The 18,452-nt window shown below is 36.1% G+C and carries 19 protein-coding genes; 4 read left to right on the top strand and 15 right to left on the bottom strand.

All coding sequences use genetic code 11. From position 1 onward, the window contains the following. Nucleotides 1-15: 15 nt before the first annotated feature. Nucleotides 16-588, top strand: a complete 573-nt coding sequence (locus tag CIB95_RS09145; protein ID WP_094924421.1) for a cupin domain-containing protein — start codon at nt 16-18, stop codon at nt 586-588. Between the two features lie 40 nt (nt 589-628). On the opposite strand, the gene CIB95_RS09140 is transcribed toward CIB95_RS09145, so the two are convergent. From CIB95_RS09140 to CIB95_RS09125, 4 genes are all read right to left on the bottom strand, one after another. Continuing rightward, on the bottom strand, nt 629-1,396 hold the full coding sequence (locus CIB95_RS09140; protein ID WP_094924419.1) for an alpha/beta hydrolase: 768 nt from the start codon (nt 1,394-1,396) through the stop codon (nt 629-631). Nucleotides 1,397-1,424: 28 nt separating this feature from the next. After that, nucleotides 1,425-2,381, bottom strand: a complete 957-nt coding sequence (locus tag CIB95_RS09135; protein ID WP_094924418.1) for a TRM11 family SAM-dependent methyltransferase — start codon at nt 2,379-2,381, stop codon at nt 1,425-1,427. 124 nt (nt 2,382-2,505) lie between these two features. Continuing rightward, on the bottom strand, nt 2,506-4,314 hold the full coding sequence (locus CIB95_RS09130) for an ABC transporter ATP-binding protein (RefSeq protein WP_233144101.1): 1,809 nt from the start codon (nt 4,312-4,314) through the stop codon (nt 2,506-2,508). Beyond that, entirely contained in the window at nt 4,311-6,053 is a 1,743-nt protein-coding gene (locus CIB95_RS09125; protein ID WP_233144100.1) for an ABC transporter ATP-binding protein, read from the bottom strand. The genes CIB95_RS09130 and CIB95_RS09125 overlap by 4 nt, the downstream gene beginning before the upstream one ends. Nucleotides 6,054-6,389: 336 nt before the next feature. Here CIB95_RS09125 and CIB95_RS09120 point away from each other — a divergent pair, with 336 nt between their 5' ends. Both CIB95_RS09120 and CIB95_RS09115 read left to right on the top strand, forming a co-directional pair. After that, nucleotides 6,390-6,935 (top strand): hypothetical protein, encoded by a 546-nt coding sequence (locus CIB95_RS09120; RefSeq protein ID WP_094924413.1) that lies wholly within the window; start codon nt 6,390-6,392, stop codon nt 6,933-6,935. 200 nt (nt 6,936-7,135) lie between these two features. Continuing rightward, complete coding sequence (locus tag CIB95_RS09115) at nt 7,136-7,777, top strand: 2OG-Fe(II) oxygenase (RefSeq protein WP_094924412.1); 642 nt, start codon at nt 7,136-7,138, stop codon at nt 7,775-7,777. Between the two features lie 85 nt (nt 7,778-7,862). On the opposite strand, the gene CIB95_RS09110 is transcribed toward CIB95_RS09115, so the two are convergent. The 8 genes from CIB95_RS09110 to CIB95_RS09075 form a co-directional block, all read right to left on the bottom strand. Next, nucleotides 7,863-8,336, bottom strand: a complete 474-nt coding sequence (locus tag CIB95_RS09110; protein WP_094924410.1) for a DinB family protein — start codon at nt 8,334-8,336, stop codon at nt 7,863-7,865. A 150-nt stretch (nt 8,337-8,486) separates the two neighbouring features. After that, nucleotides 8,487-12,230 carry a carbohydrate binding domain-containing protein gene (locus CIB95_RS09105; RefSeq protein ID WP_094924408.1) on the bottom strand — a complete coding sequence of 1,248 codons (3,744 nt, stop codon included), beginning with the start codon at nt 12,228-12,230 and terminating at the stop codon, nt 8,487-8,489. 605 nt (nt 12,231-12,835) lie between these two features. After that, nucleotides 12,836-13,543, bottom strand: a complete 708-nt coding sequence (locus CIB95_RS09100) for a M48 family metallopeptidase (protein ID WP_094924407.1) — start codon at nt 13,541-13,543, stop codon at nt 12,836-12,838. A 12-nt stretch (nt 13,544-13,555) separates the two neighbouring features. Beyond that, nucleotides 13,556-14,056: a YehS family protein gene (locus tag CIB95_RS09095; RefSeq protein WP_094924405.1), complete on the bottom strand. Its 501-nt coding sequence runs from the start codon at nt 14,054-14,056 to the stop codon at nt 13,556-13,558. Between the two features lie 90 nt (nt 14,057-14,146). Beyond that, nucleotides 14,147-14,521 (bottom strand): nucleotide excision repair endonuclease, encoded by a 375-nt coding sequence (locus tag CIB95_RS09090; RefSeq protein ID WP_094924404.1) that lies wholly within the window; start codon nt 14,519-14,521, stop codon nt 14,147-14,149. Nucleotides 14,522-14,660: 139 nt separating this feature from the next. Next, nucleotides 14,661-15,056 carry an aspartyl protease family protein gene (locus tag CIB95_RS09085; protein ID WP_094924402.1) on the bottom strand — a complete coding sequence of 132 codons (396 nt, stop codon included), beginning with the start codon at nt 15,054-15,056 and terminating at the stop codon, nt 14,661-14,663. Next, nucleotides 15,053-15,313, bottom strand: coding sequence for a hypothetical protein (locus CIB95_RS09080; protein WP_094924401.1), 261 nt, complete (start codon nt 15,311-15,313; stop codon nt 15,053-15,055). Before CIB95_RS09080 ends, CIB95_RS09085 begins: the two co-directional genes overlap by 4 nt. Before the next feature lie 165 nt (nt 15,314-15,478). Next, on the bottom strand, nt 15,479-16,009 hold the full coding sequence (locus CIB95_RS09075) for a hypothetical protein (protein ID WP_094924399.1): 531 nt from the start codon (nt 16,007-16,009) through the stop codon (nt 15,479-15,481). Between the two features lie 264 nt (nt 16,010-16,273). On the opposite strand from CIB95_RS09075, the gene CIB95_RS09070 reads away from it, so the two are divergent. Next, entirely contained in the window at nt 16,274-16,570 is a 297-nt protein-coding gene (locus CIB95_RS09070) for a hypothetical protein (RefSeq protein ID WP_094924398.1), read from the top strand. Nucleotides 16,571-16,676: 106 nt separating this feature from the next. Here CIB95_RS09070 and yiaA read toward each other — a convergent pair whose 3' ends face one another. The 3 genes from yiaA to CIB95_RS09055 all read right to left on the bottom strand — a co-directional run bounded on the left by yiaA (nt 16,677) and on the right by CIB95_RS09055 (nt 18,232). Further along, entirely contained in the window at nt 16,677-17,147 is a 471-nt protein-coding gene (gene yiaA / locus CIB95_RS09065) for an inner membrane protein YiaA (protein WP_094924396.1), read from the bottom strand. A 189-nt stretch (nt 17,148-17,336) separates the two neighbouring features. Then, nucleotides 17,337-17,627, bottom strand: a complete 291-nt coding sequence (locus tag CIB95_RS09060; RefSeq protein WP_094924395.1) for a DUF6407 family protein — start codon at nt 17,625-17,627, stop codon at nt 17,337-17,339. After that, nucleotides 17,627-18,232, bottom strand: coding sequence for a YkoF family thiamine/hydroxymethylpyrimidine-binding protein (locus CIB95_RS09055; protein WP_094924393.1), 606 nt, complete (start codon nt 18,230-18,232; stop codon nt 17,627-17,629). The genes CIB95_RS09060 and CIB95_RS09055 overlap by 1 nt, the downstream gene beginning before the upstream one ends. Nucleotides 18,233-18,452: the final 220 nt, after the last annotated feature.

The raw sequence follows: 18,452 nt of genomic DNA, 5'->3' as shown, positions 1-18,452 counted from the left end.
GAAAGGAATGAAGCTATGTATCATAATTATTACTATCCAAATCCTTACCATTCAAACCAATACACACCTATGTATCCGGCGCAGCATATGCAATCACCATATCACACTACGCAAACTCCCTATTCTTATTGGGGAACTCCACCTGCCCATGGCTCCCACTATCCGCACCCTATGATTCCATTGAAAGATTATGGTCCGGCACCATACGTTGTGAATATTGAGCAAGCTACTGTGCAAAACAAAACTTTCCGTACTGCATTATGGACAGGAAAGAAATTTCAAGTGACGTTAATGAGCATTAACCCTGGCGATGATATAGGCTTAGAAATGCATCCGAATGTCGATCAATTTATACGAATTGAGGAAGGGCAAGGACTTGTAATGATGGGGGCGAGGAAAGATAAGTTAGATTTCCAAAAAAACGTCTCTGATGACTTTGCCATTATAATCCCTGCTGGACATTGGCATAACTTGATTAATACAGGACATACACCACTGAAACTGTATTCGATTTATGCACCACCAAACCATCCGCGCGGTACAGTTCATAAAACGAAAGCGGAAGCAGAAGCAGCCGAACATTACTAGTACATCTGAGAACCTTCCTTAACCTTTTGGAAGGTTCATTCTATTTATAGAGATACGAAAAAATATGTCCTACCCTTTCACGCCACGCTTTTTCATTGTGAGCCGCACCTTCAATGATTTCAAACGTACAATTTTTCACTTTATCTTTTACAATCTCATATACCTTTGCACTGGACTGAATATCATGTTCTCGTTCAATCTCTTCAGCAGACTCATTCGTTCCAATGTCTAAATAAAACGCCTCTAACGCTGATAAGTCACTTTGCTTTAATAACTGTTCAATTTCTTGTTGGCTAAACCAATAGGCTGAAGAAACGGAAGCAACACGCTTGAACACTTTTGGGTACATACAGGCTGCATAGGTCGAGATTAATCCACCCATTGAACTACCCGCCATTGCTGTTTCCTCTACTTTTGTTCGATATTTTCGATCAATCATCGGCTTTAATTGCTGAACAATAAATTCAACATACTCCTTGCCTTCTCCACCAACATCTTCTTTTATTTCTGGAAAAAACTCTTTTATTGATGTGCTTACCCACGGGGAGTACTCGTCCAACCGCTTATAACCTTCATCATTGCTATCTATGCCGACGACAATGATCTCAAGATTACTATTATCAAGGTAATCAGATATACGCCATGACATTCCATATGTAGCGTCTTCATCTTTAAATAAATTTTGCCCATCATGCATGTATAGTACTGGATAGTTTTTATTTGTGCTTTCATAATTGTTTGGCAAATACACTCTTACCATCCGTTTTCTGTTTAAACTTTTCATAAAAACTTCGAATTGTTCCAACATAACCCTTCCCCCTATTTCTTTTCCACCCTCACTTGCAAACGAGCACTTGTCTAACGAATTTTCCTTTTCGCACGTCACAACGATCGACGATAGTGAAACCAGCTTTTTCTATATTTTGATCGACCTCTTCTAACGTAACGATTACTACTTTCGTTGCAATCCTTCTTGCACTGCTGAGTAGTTCGAGCTGCTCGTCTGTGGAAATAACAGAACATAAATTATAAGGTAAATCGATTATCGCTACATCATAGCTCCCCGTAACATCGTGAATATCTTGCAGCTTTACATCTGTTTCCAAACCAAAGTGTGTTAAATTCGCTCTCGTACCTTGAAGGACTAAGGGATTCCGATCACTGCCGACAATATCCATGCCCATGGACAAAGCCTCCACTAAAACAGTGCCAATTCCACAACATGGATCAATAAGTTTGATCCCATCTGGATTTGGTGCTGCAATGTTAGCAACAGCTCTTGCAACCCTTGTACTTAAAGCAGTCGAATAACTATTCGGTTTATTGTGATGCTTCAGCCATATCGCCTGATTTTTTACATATTGCCCAAAAAGCCAACGTCCACTGTACTCCATTATTCCAAACAATATTTCTGGATCCTTTAAATCTACTTTTCCTCGAATGTGAAGCCCAACTTCTTTTTCGATTTTTCTTCGTTCGTCCATTGGAATTCTTTCAGGCGAGGCAAACTTAGGCTGCTGAATAAATTCAACCTTAAAGCTCGTCTCCACTACTTCTAAATTTTTCACTTGTTCCATTAATAGTTCTAAACTAGCTTCTTCAAAGAGAACATCAAGTCTACCTCTTATAAATGGACTTCTGCTAGGGTCTATTTTTACTGCACTTTTTAACATTGTCGATGAAGAACTTTCTTCGAAAAATGCACGTTTCTCCAGCGCACATAACGCTTCTTCATTTTCATCCCATGAATAATTATATATGTAAAAGATCGGTTCGATTTTAATCAACTCCATCACATCTCTTGTACCAATGACACAATTGTATCATATGGAAGATGCGAAACTGACTAGCTACAGTCGACATAACTTCAACGAAAAAAAGAGCCCAAAAATGGACTCTTACCGTGCAGTTAAGTTATTAAAATTCAACAATTGAATGTACATTGCCGGTTTTCACTGTATTCTTTCCAATCTCAGCTTCTCTACCAAATAACCTTGAATAAACACCGCTATTTTTCTCTAACAATTCTTTATGTGTTCCAACTTCAACGATTGTTCCATGTTCAAGAACGATGATCTTATCTGCTGAAAGAACCGTCGAAAGTCGGTGCGAAATAATCATGATTGTTTGTTTCTTACCTGATCTTAGGACAGCTTCGTTAATCTTTGTTTCAGTGATTGGATCAAGTGCCGAGCTTGCTTCGTCGAGAATCATAATCGGCGCATCTTTTAAAATTGCTCTCGCTAATGATAGACGCTGCTTTTGCCCTCCAGATAGAAGGCTTCCTCTTTCGCCAACCTTTGTATCTAACCCGTCTGGTAATGTTTCAAGTAACTCTGATAATCCACTATCATGCATTGCCTTAACTAGTTCTTCCTCAGTAGCTTCTGGTCTACCAATTCGTAGATTGTCAGCCAATGTCCCACTTCTTAAAATGACATCTTGTGTAACGATAGCCATTTGTGAGCGAAGCCACGCAGTATCCCACTCTTCAATGTTTCGTCCATCAACTTCAATCGAACCATTTTTCGTTTGATACAAGCGAAACAGTAAGTCAACAATCGTTGATTTTCCTGATCCACTCGGACCAACTAATGCGACTTTTTCACCAGCATTGATGTTAAAGGAAACACGAGATAATACATCTTCTTCTTTGCCAGGGTAGGCAAACGTCACGTCCTTGACGCTAATTGTTCCAGTTGCTCTTTCACCACGAACACCTTCCATCGTTTCCGCTTCAGAAGGCTCTTCAGCTAGTAAAATGTCTGAACGATCAAGTGCAGGTCCTGTTCTTCTGACAGAAAGCCAGTTACGCAATAAACGTTGCATTTCATTTGCGGCAATTGTCACTAATCCACCTGCCGTTAACATTTGTCCGCTCGTTAACCCACTATTCCAAATTAACATCGTACTAATAAAATATACTAAACCTAAAGCAAAACCATTATAACTAGCAATTACGATTACTGATTGCATTCTTGCTTTCAGCTCTTTGATCGAATGTTGAACGAATGTATCTCTAATAGCAACGACACTTTCTACTTCCTTATCAGAAACTCCCATGACACGTGATAAATGAATTCCCGTCACGGATTCTCGTAATCTTTCAAGATATTTGGAAGCTTCTTTTCTAGCATCTGCTGACGCGACCCTCGTTCTGGCACCAACATAATTAGACGTCCAATAAAAAATGACACCAAGGACTACACTAGTAATCATTAAATATGGATGAATCCAAAGTAAAACAAAACTATAAATAATAACGCCTTGCACACTAGCCATAAACGTTGAGCCTTCCCAAGCAAGGAAGTTATGAAGTGTATCAGGGTCATCAGAAACTCTTGCCAACATTTCACCAGAAGAGTTGTTATGGTAAAACGAATACGGCAATACTTGTAAGTGTTTAAACAGCCTTAACTTTTGCCAATTCGTTACCGTCTTTGCCGTTTGATGACAAAAATATTCATCGATAACCATCATGACTAAATCCATCACAGCTGCAAAAACTAGTAACCACATTAAGCCCCAAAGCCATGTATTGTTTTCACTTGGGAGAATTGTATCAACGAGCCAACTTAGTGCTAATGTTGGAATCAGTGCAGAAAAGACCTGACTAATTGCGATAACGAATGAATCAGCAATCACCCAATTTTTATACGGTTTTAAAAAAGCTAGCACTCTTCTACCATCACGATTTTTTGGTGGAGAATAAGTATTCATGCTCATCCAATCACCTCTCTCTCCAACTCACTATATTGCGCTTTATATAAATCATAATACTGCCCTTTTAAGGCAAGTAGTTCGTCATGCGTACCCGTTTCAGCAATAACGCCTTGATCTAACAGAATAATCTTATGTGCATTTCGCACCGTAATTAAGCGATGGGCAATCGTAATCGTCGTTCTTCCGGGAATTAATTGCTCTAAGGAAGCTTGCACTTTTTCTTCTGTTTCTCCATCTAATGATGAAGTCGCCTCATCGAAGATTAACACTGGCGGTTGTCTTAAAATTGCTCTGGCAAGTGCGACCCTTTGCCTTTGCCCACCAGAGAGCTTTAATCCACGTTCACCAACAATCGTTTCATATTTATCATCTAATGATTCAATTAAGTCTTTAAGTCCAGCTGCTTCAACCGCTCGCTCCAGCTCTTCCATCGTAGCCTCTGGTTTACCATATAAAAGATTTTTACGAATGGTCGCATTTAATAGGAACGTTTCTTGAGAAACTACACCTACCTGTTGTCTGAAGCTGTTGCGGTTATATTCAAATAGATTTTTTTCATCTATTTTGACTGAGCCCTCACTCGGCTCATATAACCCTAGTAAAATTTGCACAAGTGTACTTTTTCCTCCACCACTCGTACCTACAATTCCAATATGTTTTCCTTGTTCAAGAGAAAGCGAAACACCTTTAAGAATTTGCTTATCACTTCCTGGATAGGAAAACTTTATATTTTCCATTTCAATTTTTCCTTTTACAGGACCAAATGATGGCAAGCTTTCTTCATGCTCTTCCGGTAAGTCAAAATATTCATAAATACGTTGTAATGCCGGGATTGCTTGTTGGATTGTTAACGCATTCTCCGCAAGGGAACGGACAGGTAAAAACATTATTGGAATGAAACTAAGGCAGGCAATCAATGTTCCGACTGTAATTTCTTCATTCCAAATAGAAAATCCACCAATTAACATAACAACACCTGGTGTCGCGATATTAAATAAGTTTCCTAACCGCCAGTTCACTTTTCCGATTAATGCCGCACGAATGGAATAAGCTTTCCAGGCAGATAGTTTCTTCTCTTGTGTTTCTATTTCGTTTTGTTGCGTTTGGTACGTTCTTACTAATCTCGCACTTTCGATACTTTCTTGTAAATGGTGATACATATCAGCACTCATGTCACGCTGAACTGCACTCATTTTTCGCATCGTTTTTCCTAGTTTAAAAGAAGGAAGAATGTAAATTGCAAATACTACAAACATCACAATTGCAGCTGGCCAGTATAATACAAAAACTGCCGAGAAAGCAGCTATCGCACCAATGACTTGTTGTAAAATTCTTGGTACTACCCGATTGTTTAAGTTTTGAATCGCCTCAACATCGTGCGTTAAGCGAAATAACATATCTCCTCGAGGAGTCGTTGAGAAAAATGACATTGGTGTCCGATGTAATCGTCTAAAAGCACGAATTTGCATATCTGTGATAACATCTAATCCAATTTTCACTTGGACAAATTCCTGCATCGTCTCAAATAAGGACTTTCCTAAGAAGGCAAACAAGACTCCAGCCACGGTCCATAAAAGGAAGGCCATTTCCTTCGCACCTAATACTTCATCTACTAATTTTCCTACTAATATCGGAGGCATGACAGTAAATGCTCCACCTATTAAAGAAAAAACAAGTGCTAACAGAAGTCTTTTCCAATAGGGTTTAAAATGCCGTAACGTTGTTTTTAATAAGTTCATCATCTTCCTCCTCACAAGATTCTATTTTATTACAGAAAATAGAAATAAACACTAAAAATTAGAAAACCTTGTAAACCACTTTTCTTCATACCTTCATCAAAACATTTAATTTTCTTCCTAATATTACAATATAGATTTATTAAAGAAACTACATCGAATTAAAGTCCGAACTGTTCTACGACTTTCGATGTAGGTATGGAAAGCTCGCAAAAGTGAAGCGTCTCTTCTTTTGTCCAAGAGTGAATAAAATAATTCTTAGCCTGGAGGATTATAAAGGTTATTGTCCAATTAAAGTAATAATTGAAGTATGAAGTTTAAGGAGTTAGGTGGGATAAAAGCATGGGCTCTGAAACTATTATTTTTAGACCAACAAAACTGTATTGGATTATTTTCTTGATGGCAATAGCGCTTATTTCTTTTGCAGCTATTAAAGGAAGTGGTGGTCCACAAGAGAAATTTATTTTTATGACTGCAGCAGCTATTGTCATTAGCATTCTCTTTTCATTTATTGCTTTACTGCAAATGAGTTATTCTATTGAACTGTCTAATGATCGATTTAGATATTCAAGGTTTATCAAAATTGGAGATGAACTGTTTTATTCAGAAATAAAACGTATCGATTTAATGACAGGTTCAAAAGGAGAAAGTATTTTAAAACTAGGAGGACCATATAACTTAGAATGTAAGTTAGCTGGCTTAAGTAGAAAACAGCAAGTTGAACTTTTAAAGCAACTAATTCAGAAGACACCTAGCGCAACAGCAAACCATTTAGCAATTAACGTAAGTAAGCAACAATTTACTGAACTAAATAAAGACGTAAACAAAAAAGTCCTTTGGTTTGCAATACCGGTTATTTTGGCTGTCATTCTTAAAATCATTTTCTAAATTTGACGGCGGAAAAAATAGATAGCAATAAAAGAATAATAGATGTATGATAACTATTAAAAAAATCATTTTGTGGAGGTATTGCCGAACAATTTAATATGGATGTAGTGTTGATATTTTTTAAATAATAAACTGTATTATTTCTAAAACTAGCTTCCTTTTATATCACTAAAAATACTATTTAAGAAGGTTGATGAAGATTGACACTAGAAGTAAAAGAACAAACAATATTTAATCACATTGGCAATAAAATTAAAACAGAAGACAGGGATATTAGCATTATTGCTAGATTAGAAGAACCGCTAATTGTTTTACTTGGAAATGTTTTAAGTGATGAAGAATGTGATGAGCTAATTCGTTTGTCAAAAGATAAGATGGCACGTTCTAAAATTGGCATTACCCGCGAAGCAAATGAACTAAGAACGAGTAGTAGTACTTTCTTACCAGAAGGGCAAAGTGAAGTAGTTACTCGAGTAGAAAAAAGAATCTCGCAAATTATGAATATACCTGTTGAACATGGCGAAGGCCTACAAGTTTTAAATTATCAAGTTGGGCAAGAGTATAAGGCCCACTATGATTACTTTTCTTCAGGAAGTAAAGTAGTGAATAATCCAAGAATTAGTACACTGGTCATCTACTTAAATGACGTAGAAGAAGGCGGAGAAACTTATTTCCCTAAACTTAACTTCTTAGTATCTCCACAAAAAGGGATGGCTGTTTATTTCGAATATTTCTATGATGCTCAAAACTTAAATGAGTTAACATTACATGGTGGATCACCTGTTGTCATAGGAGAAAAATGGGCGGCTACTCAGTGGATGAGACGAAAAATATATAGTTAATAACAATATGAAAGGGAACGGTCTTTTCATCGAGTAATGAAATTGGCCGCTCCCTTTTTTACATTCATCTAACTATGGTTTTATCTTACTTATTTATAGCGTTCTTTAACCCTTTCATAAATCCAGTATGTTGACCTTCATGGTAGAGAGCAAAGTTAAGTACCTCACCAATTGTTGTTAGTTTAATAAGATTTGGAATCTCAAAAGGATAAAGTAAATCATTACTTGTTTTTCCTTTTAAAGAAGTTTTGATTCTTTCTGGTTGTTCTTTTAATAGAGATTTTATTTCATTGATACTTGGTGGCTCAACTGTCCAATCAGCAGGCTTTGTGCCACCACTAAATAAATCACGATATCCATCAGGAATATTCAACTCTTCACCTGTTTGACGAATGACCATAAACTCCGTAGATACGTAGATATGCCCAGCATTCCATAACACCGAATTTTTGTAGCCAGCTGGAACTTCATTTATCTTTTCCTCTTCGATACTATCAAGTAAAGAAAGTGTTAAATGACGATAAAAATCTAACTGTTGAAACAACATAGTTTCTTCCATCTGTATTCCTCCTAAAAATAATGTACAAGATACGAGTTCTTACTTAGATTTCGCCATAGATATATAATTTCCTCTAAAGTAAGAAGCCTTCCAACACCGGAAGGCTTCTTTCACTTACAAGATTTCTCGCAATATCTAGATTTTCTTTATTTACGATACTTTATTAAACTTCCTTCTTTGAACGACTAAGAAGATAAATCCAGTCATAACAAGAGTAAACCCTAGTGCTAACCAGTTATAGAAAGAAGTAGCAGTGTTCGGTAATTCTTCATTTTGCTCCTCTTCATTACCTTCATCTTCGTTTCCTTCGTTTTCGTTACCTTCTTCTTCATTGCCCTCGTCCTCATTACCATCTTCTTCAGGATCTTCCGTCGTGCTTGTATCTTCAACTACCTCTACAAGTCTAACGTTATCTAAGAAAATTGTATTTGGAGAAGATAAATCCGGCTCAGAAGGTTCCTTACCGAAACCAAATAAGAACTTGAATTGACCTGTTTCTGTCACTTCGATAATTGTCTCAAAGCTTTGCATCGTTTCATTTACTGTAAATGCTTCCATCGGAACTCCAGAACCTGCTAGTTCCGCGTAGATTTTTCTCTCTTGGTCTGACTTTGCATCGAATGAAAGTTTATAAAAACCACTTGGTACATCAATGTTCTCTTGGTAAAGCTGGATTTGCCACCAAGCCCAACCTGGTTGTGTTACAGAAGCCTTTAGTTCTCCATTTTCTACAGAGAAATCTGCTAGTCCAGCCCAAGCCTCATAAACACCTTGGTTGAAGATATTCCATCCGTTAGCAGCTGGTTGATCCGGATTTCCAAAAGAAGTTGTTGTATCAAAGCTTCCATCTACTAATAAATTTTCTCCAACTTCTTTCCAAGTCTTTTCTTGTTCTGGTTCAGTCGGTTCTGTTGGTTCTTCAGGATCTGTCGGTTCCTCAGGATCTGTTGTTCCAGTTGTATCTGAACCTAACAGTTCTCTAGCACCCTTCACTTCTAATCTTACATTATCAATGACTACATCGTGTAATGTGTCGATAACAGTACCGTCAACTGAACCTAGTAAAAACTTAACGCCAGTCACATCTTCATTTGGCATTTCAAACTCAAACGTAAACGTTTGTGTATCAGTAGTTAGATCTAAAATGTTAGCAAAATAACGATGATAACTTGGTGCTCCGTTATCAATGATTACTTCTAGCTTACGATCTGTTGTCGATTTAGCTTCAAATTGTAATACATATTGTTTGTTAGGATATAATGTTAATCCTTCTTGAGCTAAAAGAACATCCCACGGATTAACACCCGTATGCTCAATAGAGATTTTCGCTTCATTTTCAAAACTCATTGAAGCTTTCGAGCTTCCATCATATACACCTTGAATATGTTGTCCCCAATTTGCATCTCCCTCACTGAATGAACCATTTTTCAGTGGGAAAGCTTTTTCTCTTTCACCTTTTACTTCTAATCTTACATTATCAAAGTAAACATCATGTGCTGCCCCGATTTCTGAAGCACCTGAAATTTTACCTAGTAAATATTTTAGTCCTACTGTATCATCTTGTGTCATTTCAAATTCAAACGAAAAATGTTTAGAATCTGTTGTTAAGTCTAATGTTTCTGAAAAATAACGATGGTAGCTTGCGTTATCTACTATTACTTCAAATTGTCTCTCAACTGTAGACTTCGCATCAAATGAAACGACATATTGATTACCTGCTTTTAAAGATAGTCCTTCTTGCATGAAGATGACATCCCATGGGTTTACCCCTTCATGTCCAATTGAAACTTTAGCCATTCCTTCTTCTACTGCAAAACTAGCAGATGAAGGTCCATCATAGTTACCTTGAACGTGATTGTTCCAATTTGCTAGTTCGTTTGAAAAATCACCATTTCTTAATGGGAAAATTTCTTCAAGCGTAAGGCTAGCATTATTATTTGTTAGACGAGTCATTTTTACATTATCTAAGACAACATCATGACTTGAACCACCTAACAAGAATACTAGTTGACCACCTGTATCCAATGTATCAGGCATTACAAACGTTATTACCTTTTCCTCCATAGCTGTTGTTAAAGAAACTGTTTGTAAGTCGGTATATTGAACACTTCCATCTCTACTTACTAGTACTACTTTAATGTCACGAGCATCAGCAGCTTTTGCATCAAATGAAATTTGATACTCATCATTTGGTTGTAAGTTCATCCCTCTTTGAACGAGTTTAATAGAATCTTCAGCACCACCATTGCTAATTGCAACAGCTAGTTCACGTGCATCTGCATCAACAGAAGCCGTTGCTCCATTATCTGAAGCAGAGAATTCCCAATATGTCATACGATCCATGCGACCTAAATCAAATGTTCCGTTATATACATGATTGCCATCCTCTAAAGGCTCTTTATCTTCCGTTTCATTGTATGGATCTACTGCTTCCACTTCCTCTAGTACAACATTTCCAATCCAAACAGTTTTATTGTTTAGACCTAAGTTGAACTCAAGGCGCGCAAGAGCATCTGATTCATCTTGCATTTGGAATACATACTCATATGAATTCACTTCATCTGTTAAAGGTATTTCATAGTTAGGAGAGTAAGCTTTATACCCTCTACTTTCTCCTCCACCTAACTTTATATTCATATTACGAGCAGCTTCTGCTTTTGCATCAAATGAGAGCTTATAATATCTTCCTTTACCTAATGTTACATTTTGGATTAATTGAATCGAATACGTTTGACTTCCTTGTTCGGAAATATCTACTTTTGCAAAGTTCGTACTATCAATCGTATCGACTGAGACTGAACCATTTCCACCGAATAAATCTAAATGAACAAAGTTCCAGTAAGTCTCATCTAATTGATCAGCACCAGTTTTTACAACAGTAAATCCTTCTGTATATTCAGGATCGTATACGTAACTACCATTAATAGCAGTTTTAGAATCTGCAGGTAATTCTTCTTTTTCAAACGAAGGCTCAACTGGTTCTAAGTATTCTTTTCCTTCTAACTCATATACTTTGACGTAGTCAACTTCCATAACTCCTGGGAAGTTTGTTGTATCATCAGGGTTTCCACCATACCAACCACCGATGGCTAAGTTTAAAATTAAAAAGAATTCCTGGTCAAATGGTGCAGGATATGCAAATTTTGCAGGGTTTCCATTAGAAGTACTGCTCCAGTTATTTAGTGTTTGGTATAAGTTACCATCAACATAATAACGAATTTCTCCTGGTTCCCACTCTACACTGTACACATGAAAATCTGTAATACTTTCCCCACTTGGGAAATGGTAGTCTGCGGCAGTATATGAATTGTTTGGCCATTGACCTCCGTAATGAAGAGCACCGCCAACTCGATCAACTCTCGCTCCTGCAGCCTCCATAATGTCAATTTCACCTGAAGCAGCCCAGCCACCATAAACATCATTTTCAGGCATCATCCAAAATGCTGGCCAAAAACCTTGACCTTCTGGCAATTTCATTCTTGCTTCAAATTTTCCGTATTTTTTACTATAAAGACCTCGTGTAGTAATCTTTCCAGACGTATAATCATATGTTCCTCTGTCATCTGAAATCGTTTCTTTTTTTCCTTCAATGACAAGTTTTCCATCTTGAACTTTTACATTATCTTCTGAATAATATTGTAATTCTTGATTTCCCCATCCTGGAACGTAGTTACCATCATCTTGTACAAATCCATTTCCAGTATCGTATGACCATTTTGTTTGGTCTAATTCCGTACCATCAAATTCATCACTCCATACTAAAGTCCAATCAGAGTCTTCTAATACTCTTGCATTAGTAGAATCTTGGTTTGTTTGTGAAGATGCGACGATAGGTAATAAGTTCGGGAATAATAAAATGACGATTAAGAATGTGTTAAACATTTTTGAATTCATATTACTTCTGCCTCCTAATATTAGTGTTTTTTACTAGAATTAATATAATCTTTGAACTCCTCTTCCCCCTTCTCAGTACTAAAGTACGTTCAATCTATCTCCAAAAACATTTTAGTTTAGATGCAAAAATCTATTTATTTTAAATCTCATGTGTAAGCGCTGTCAATTCAATTCATAAGTTTATCTATTTAATAAATCTATGAACTCTACTTAACCTACTAAAATATGGAGATTGTACAGATTATTCTAAATTATAAATCGAGTAATATTCTTACGTCTACTATTGTTTTTAGAGGTTATCGCTAGAATAAATATGTTATATCATTTAAAAAACACTAGAAAAATCAATAGTTACAAGCACTTATGAAACAAAACCCCTACACCTTTGGCAAACTAACCGTAGAAAAAAACAACACATCGAAAAAATAAGATAACAGATTAAAAGAGTTATGTTATCAGAATTTGTTACTTCATTTCCAAATAAAAAAACCTCTAATCAGAAAACTGACCAAAGGTTTCGTGCTTATCATATTTATTTACTCCGACAGGATTTGATTTAAGACGAAATATGAAAGAATCCCGCCTTTCCTTTTTCACTAAAATGGCTAAACCGTCATCTTCCAGTTTGAGTTAGCTAACCACTTTTCCTGCTCTTTATAATCTGGCATTATTTTTCCAACGAGACGCCAGAATGATCTGTCGTGATTTAAATGGAGCATGTGACACATTTCGTGAACAACGACATAGTCAATCACATGTTGTGGTGCCATCGCTAGCCGCCAATTGAAAGTTAACTGAAGCTTTGCATCACACGTTCCCCATGTTGTTTTACTATCAGAGATGCTGACCGATCGAGGTTTCACTTTAAAGTGACTTTGAAAATATTTGATGCGCTTCTCCACTATTTTTTTACATTGCTTGTAATAAAATCGCTTTAACGCTTGTTTTATTCTGTCATCATCTATTTTTTTCACTATAATAAAAAGCTGATCTTCGTTAAATTGTACTAAATCCTGCTCAATTTTTTCATCTACGGAAATTTTAATTCGATACGATTTGCCTAAAAAGAGAAAACTTTCTCCGTCCTCATACGTCTTTTCCTGAGGCCCAGACATTCTCGCTTTTGTCTCGGCTATCTTTTGTTGAATGACATCCCAGTTTCCCTCTAATAGTTGAATGATTTTATCATTAGAAGTCCCTTTCGGAGCATGCACTTCAACGTAGCCATGGTGATCAATGGTCATACGTATTGATTGCCGTTGTTTGTACTTTATCTCGTATTGAAGCGTCTTACCATCATATGTATGGAACATGTTATCACCTGTTTAATCTTTTAATTCTCTGTAGCGAATAGCTAGTCCTTTTAGGAATCTCCTTGCGAAACCATCTTTACACTCTTTGTAATTTTTATGGCCTTCTTTTCGTAATAACGCACCTAGTTCCCCTTTGGAAACAGCAATCCCGCCTTCGTCCAAAATATCGAGCATATCTTCCGTCGTTAACGACAGTGCTATTTTCACTTTCTTTAATAGAAGGTTATTGACGTTCGGGCTTTTCGGTGCTGGTGCTGGTGGCGGAGTTGGCATCCCAGGTTTTGGCTCTTGCTTGCCTCGTTTGAAAATAATAAACCCGTTTAAAAAGGCATCGAACATTTTGTTATTACATTTGATTTGGTTTTCCGCATCAGCAGACTCTGTTTTGATGAGAATTCGCATGACATCAGCCTTTGTCACTTCAACCCCACCAAGCTTAAATATCTCTACCATATCGGTATTTTTTATATCTAACGCATATCTTAAGCGAATAATTAAATCGTTATTATCCATATGTAAACCTCCAGTATTATTACCTAAGCAATGCTTAGAAAAAGTTCTCGTTAAAAATGCCAGCCTCTATAAAGAAAGCTGACATTTCCATTATTTATAATAGACTTTATCTACATTATATTTAGCTTTAAGTTTATTAATTAAGTACGTCTCGTAAATGTCTCGTTCCATTGCGTCTTCGACGATGATGACATCAATACGATGTACTTCAGCACGATGGGGTTTAAGTGGAGAAACATTATCTTCTAAATGCTTTTTTACTCGTTGTCTTAGTTTTCTACCTTTACCAACTAAGAGAAGCTCGTTCTTGCTGTTATAAAATAAAATCATGCCGCCCTTGTCTCTTGGGATTTGGTGAAGATCAATAAAGCCTTCAATCGAAGGAATTAATGGTTCATCGCCTGTAATAATTTGTTCTCTCTCCGTAATGGAGACATCTGCCTTTGGAATTGTAATGTTAATCATTATTGGTCACGTCCTCTTATTCACTATAAAGATTAATCCTAACACTTTTGGGTGAAGAATACTATGAAACGTTTTTTAACACTTTCACTTTTGCTCTCTAGTATTGCCAACAAATACATCAATATTCGCATTTTTCACCTTAATAGTTGTTGAAAGGGGCATTGATCTCATATTTATAGAAATCAATTAGTAATTCTTTTGCCATGAAAAAGTCATTACCCAAAATTGCATCAAATCCATATAATTCTTTTATATCTCCTAATTGAATTGTGAATTGATCAAATTTATATTTATCAATAATCAGATTTTCCACTTTTTGTTCAATACATATTTCTGATCCACCTATTCCAAACATCTCTCTAGTAATTGCATTTTCCAAATCTATTATGATTTCTATTTCTTGTGCTAGGTCTGTGTCCAGAATAGTAGATGAACATCCTGTATCAACTAAAACGTGATCGTAAACTCTAATACTATCTTTGTATTGAATAGGGATGGATGACACTGGTATATAATCTTTTATTATAAACTTCATATTTTCCGTCGTACTCCTACATATTGTTGCTCAATAACTTTCACTTCATCATTATTTGTATGAAAAATATAGAGCTCTCTAGTAGGGTATTTGCGATGTAACTTTCTATATTCTTTCCAGGCATCATTACCATTAGTAAAGTTACTAATGACAGACATATCTTCTATTACCTTTTCTTTTCCTACCTTGTTAGCTTTTAGTGATTCTACCAAGACACAGCGATTTGGAAATTGTTTGCGAACTTCATTCCATTTCATCTTTTAGTCCCTCCGCATCCTCAACATTTTCTTCTTCTAATTATAACACTTTCAATATTCATGTACCCCTATTCCCTTAATATTAAACAATTTAAAGAAGTCTACTAAGTGGACTCTAATATTCTATCTTTATTTAACTCTACTGCACTCAAATAGCGGTTGATGTCACCTGTCACTTTTTGTGGTTAACTGTATTACGTTGTTTTCCTTCCCCTTTTTAGCTGCAAAAATCTCCCTTAACCTTCTTATCGGATAATCATCAAATCCACATAGAAGTAAGAATAGGTAAAAAGGACCATCATTACTTTCTAGTATGTAATCTAATTTTCTGTCATCAGAATCCGGGTACATTATTTGATAGTACATTGCAATTCTTAAAGCTTCATCCCCTAACGGATCATCAGAAGTTGTATTCACTTGGTATAAGTACATTTCCCCAGTAGCTAACGACTTTATCACTCCAAAACCTAAAGTAACCGCTAAGTGTATATCAATTTCTTGACCTACATCTATGACATGATCCACTTCGCCTTCTCGAAACATTGTAAGGGTAACATCAACGACATTTGATAAATCCATCCCCTCCTCATATGCTAGGAAATCAGAATCATCCGTCATTGCCACTTTTGATATCACGATGAAATCCTCATTAAGTACAGCCTCACTAATATTAATAAATTCCATTTTTCTTTTCATATTAATTTCCCCTTTCAACTGAAAAAGAGAGGTAATCAATTAAGATTACCTCTCTTTTTTTCGACTTTTATACTTATATAATTATAAAATTTTGCATTTTAAAACACACAAAAACCCTAACGAAAAAATCTCTTATATCATTACATCATCTATAATTAATATTGTTCTGAAGTTATTTGTTTAAATATTCTTAATAGTCATCCTCTTTATGGTATATTCATTGATAGTTAATAATCACAGTTACTATAAAATGGAGGAATTATTATGAGTAATGGGTTATTTTTATCCTTGAATATACTATTATTGCTATTTCACTTCTTTGGTGTTTTCCTAGTAATTATGGCTAATGCTTTGTCTGCTAGCATGGAACTTGGCCTCGGTTGGTATCTAACTGTTGGTTTTATTGCCGCATCGCCACACTTGGTCCTGATGGTTTTATCATACTCGATTTCAAAATCTAAAGATAAAGATGCTACACCACATATACGTACAGGTGGAATATTTTTTGCCATTGTTTTTCTAGTTTATGTAATTGCCCAAGCATTTGTGGGAGGATTATAAAAGTAGTTATAACTACATACCTGTCACTCGAAGAAAAAAAGATCAAACCAATAATTTGGTTTGATCTTCAGGTTCATTATTCTTTATGTGATTAACAATTTTCCTATTAATCTCTTTCTTTAGCCAACTGCGTATCTCTAATATTTTTTTGAATGGTAATTGAAGCAAATAGACTAAGAACAAATGACATAGCATAAAATCCTTTTTCGCTTAAGATAATACTTCCTGCATTGTAAAGTCCAATGGCCATCAAGGAAATGGCTACTGTAACAGCAAACCAACTAAGTCCATAATAGATTCCCGAAACCGGGATATCCTCTTCCTTGTCCCTTACTGCTTTTTGAAGAGATACAGCTGCATACAGTCCGAATACCAATACAGCAAAGTAATAACCCTTCTCATTTAGTTCCATTGTTGCATTGAACAAGCCAATCAAATAAGCAGAAACACCTACAACTAAAGCTGCCCAACTTGCCCCTTTAAATGCAGCAGTCGGTTCTCCTACTTTTCTTTCAACCTTAATCTTTGGCTTCTTTTCTTCGTTCATCATTAACTGATTTTCATTTATATCAGACATATGCCACTCCCCTTTACTTTCATTTTACATGTAGCTTTTCACACTACTACAAACCATTATAGCAATATTTCACAAATTTAATTGAAAATTTTAATTTTTCAAACTAAAATTTCCTAGGGAAGAACAAGTAGCCTAGCTTATGTGCACCTCAGGCTACAGGGAGTGGATTGTGGATACGGGAGTTTGGACCTAATATTCCCTAACAACTCGACCTTCATATACAGCCTCAACATTATAAGTGTTGTCGCCTTTTATTGCTGATTGTACAACTTTAGATAATAAGTTTTCCTCTGCCATTGAATGGATATGTAAAATTTTAACAGCCCCTGACTTTGTCTCTTCAATTTCCTCATACGATTTCAGTTTATAACAAGCAATTGCTTCTTTTACGACTTGCTTTATACAATCCATATTTTCATTATCAAAATTACTAATATTATTTACTGTTTTTATTACAAAATCCTCAAAATTGATAGTCATTATATTGCTTCCTTCTTTGACGGGCTATTTGCTGAAATCGTTGCAGTCATCGCCACATGACTATGTTCATGTGTTTTATACACATTAACAAAAGATTGCTCCAAGGTTTTAAATACATCATTGGCATCTCCATCAAGGCGAGACGCATAATGAACACCCTTGGTGAAAGTTCCATGTTCCTTTGCCACCTCTACCTGTTCTGCAATAATCTGCAAATAGTCTGGATTGTTTAAAGGATAGAGAGCAATTTGAGTAGCCACCTCTACTTTTTCTTTAATTGATGCTTCCTCATTTAGGCGTTCATCATTCATTGACATATAACTATTCCCCTCACTATCTCCAGGGCATCCAACAGAAAATGTTCCATTAAAAACAACGTGTACACTCGTTTTTGCCGCATGGATGAAAATAGCTTTTGCCACATCAAATACGTGTTCACTTCGTCCTCTAATACATGTTGTTACGTCATCCGTTTCCATCCAAACCTTACTTGTATCGACCTCTCTTAATGCGTTTAAAATCACCTCAACAAAATTGTCTGTCATAGGATAGATGGAAAAACGACACCCTACGATTCTACTGGTGCTACAACTTAAACCTTGCATACTACTTTCCTCCTAATTTTGTCCGTCTCACCTTTAAGGTCATGGCATGTCCACACCAAAGGTAATAGTGCACTACTATTTCTTTTCTAACACATACTTCGACTATTACTGAAAAAATTCCTTCATTAACTGGGTAGTACTAGGTACTTTAAAAGTTGTGCAGGAATAAAAAAGGAAACCCCATTAGGTCTCCTTCATTACGGTCCAAAGCTTCCTTCAC

The sequence above is a fragment of the Lottiidibacillus patelloidae genome, assembly GCF_002262935.1.
GTDB classification, from domain to species: domain Bacteria; phylum Bacillota; class Bacilli; order Bacillales; family SA5d-4; genus Lottiidibacillus; species Lottiidibacillus patelloidae.
Note: the sequence above shows the minus strand (reverse complement) of the source record. Positions and strands in the feature narration are given on the sequence as shown.

What these genes read in the sequence shown, in the direction of transcription:
- CIB95_RS09085 (WP_094924402.1), bottom strand. Translation starts at nt 15,056, where the DNA reads ATGAAGTTTATAATAAAAGATTATATACCAGTGTCATCCATCCCTATT.
- CIB95_RS09070 (WP_094924398.1), top strand. Translation starts at nt 16,274, where the DNA reads ATGAGTAATGGGTTATTTTTATCCTTGAATATACTATTATTGCTATTT.
- CIB95_RS09080 (WP_094924401.1), bottom strand. Translation starts at nt 15,313, where the DNA reads ATGAAATGGAATGAAGTTCGCAAACAATTTCCAAATCGCTGTGTCTTG.
- CIB95_RS09055 (WP_094924393.1), bottom strand. Translation starts at nt 18,232, where the DNA reads ATGCAAGGTTTAAGTTGTAGCACCAGTAGAATCGTAGGGTGTCGTTTT.
- CIB95_RS09110 (WP_094924410.1), bottom strand. Translation starts at nt 8,336, where the DNA reads ATGGAAGAAACTATGTTGTTTCAACAGTTAGATTTTTATCGTCATTTA.
- CIB95_RS09075 (WP_094924399.1), bottom strand. Translation starts at nt 16,009, where the DNA reads ATGAAAAGAAAAATGGAATTTATTAATATTAGTGAGGCTGTACTTAAT.
- CIB95_RS09145 (WP_094924421.1), top strand. Translation starts at nt 16, where the DNA reads ATGTATCATAATTATTACTATCCAAATCCTTACCATTCAAACCAATAC.
- CIB95_RS09125 (WP_233144100.1), bottom strand. Translation starts at nt 6,053, where the DNA reads ATGATGAACTTATTAAAAACAACGTTACGGCATTTTAAACCCTATTGG.
- CIB95_RS09120 (WP_094924413.1), top strand. Translation starts at nt 6,390, where the DNA reads ATGGGCTCTGAAACTATTATTTTTAGACCAACAAAACTGTATTGGATT.
- CIB95_RS09130 (WP_233144101.1), bottom strand. Translation starts at nt 4,314, where the DNA reads ATGAGCATGAATACTTATTCTCCACCAAAAAATCGTGATGGTAGAAGA.
- yiaA (WP_094924396.1), bottom strand. Translation starts at nt 17,147, where the DNA reads ATGTCTGATATAAATGAAAATCAGTTAATGATGAACGAAGAAAAGAAG.
- CIB95_RS09140 (WP_094924419.1), bottom strand. Translation starts at nt 1,396, where the DNA reads ATGTTGGAACAATTCGAAGTTTTTATGAAAAGTTTAAACAGAAAACGG.
- CIB95_RS09060 (WP_094924395.1), bottom strand. Translation starts at nt 17,627, where the DNA reads ATGACTATCAATTTTGAGGATTTTGTAATAAAAACAGTAAATAATATT.
- CIB95_RS09095 (WP_094924405.1), bottom strand. Translation starts at nt 14,056, where the DNA reads ATGGATAATAACGATTTAATTATTCGCTTAAGATATGCGTTAGATATA.
- CIB95_RS09090 (WP_094924404.1), bottom strand. Translation starts at nt 14,521, where the DNA reads ATGATTAACATTACAATTCCAAAGGCAGATGTCTCCATTACGGAGAGA.
- CIB95_RS09135 (WP_094924418.1), bottom strand. Translation starts at nt 2,381, where the DNA reads ATGGAGTTGATTAAAATCGAACCGATCTTTTACATATATAATTATTCA.
- CIB95_RS09100 (WP_094924407.1), bottom strand. Translation starts at nt 13,543, where the DNA reads ATGTTCCATACATATGATGGTAAGACGCTTCAATACGAGATAAAGTAC.
- CIB95_RS09105 (WP_094924408.1), bottom strand. Translation starts at nt 12,230, where the DNA reads ATGAATTCAAAAATGTTTAACACATTCTTAATCGTCATTTTATTATTC.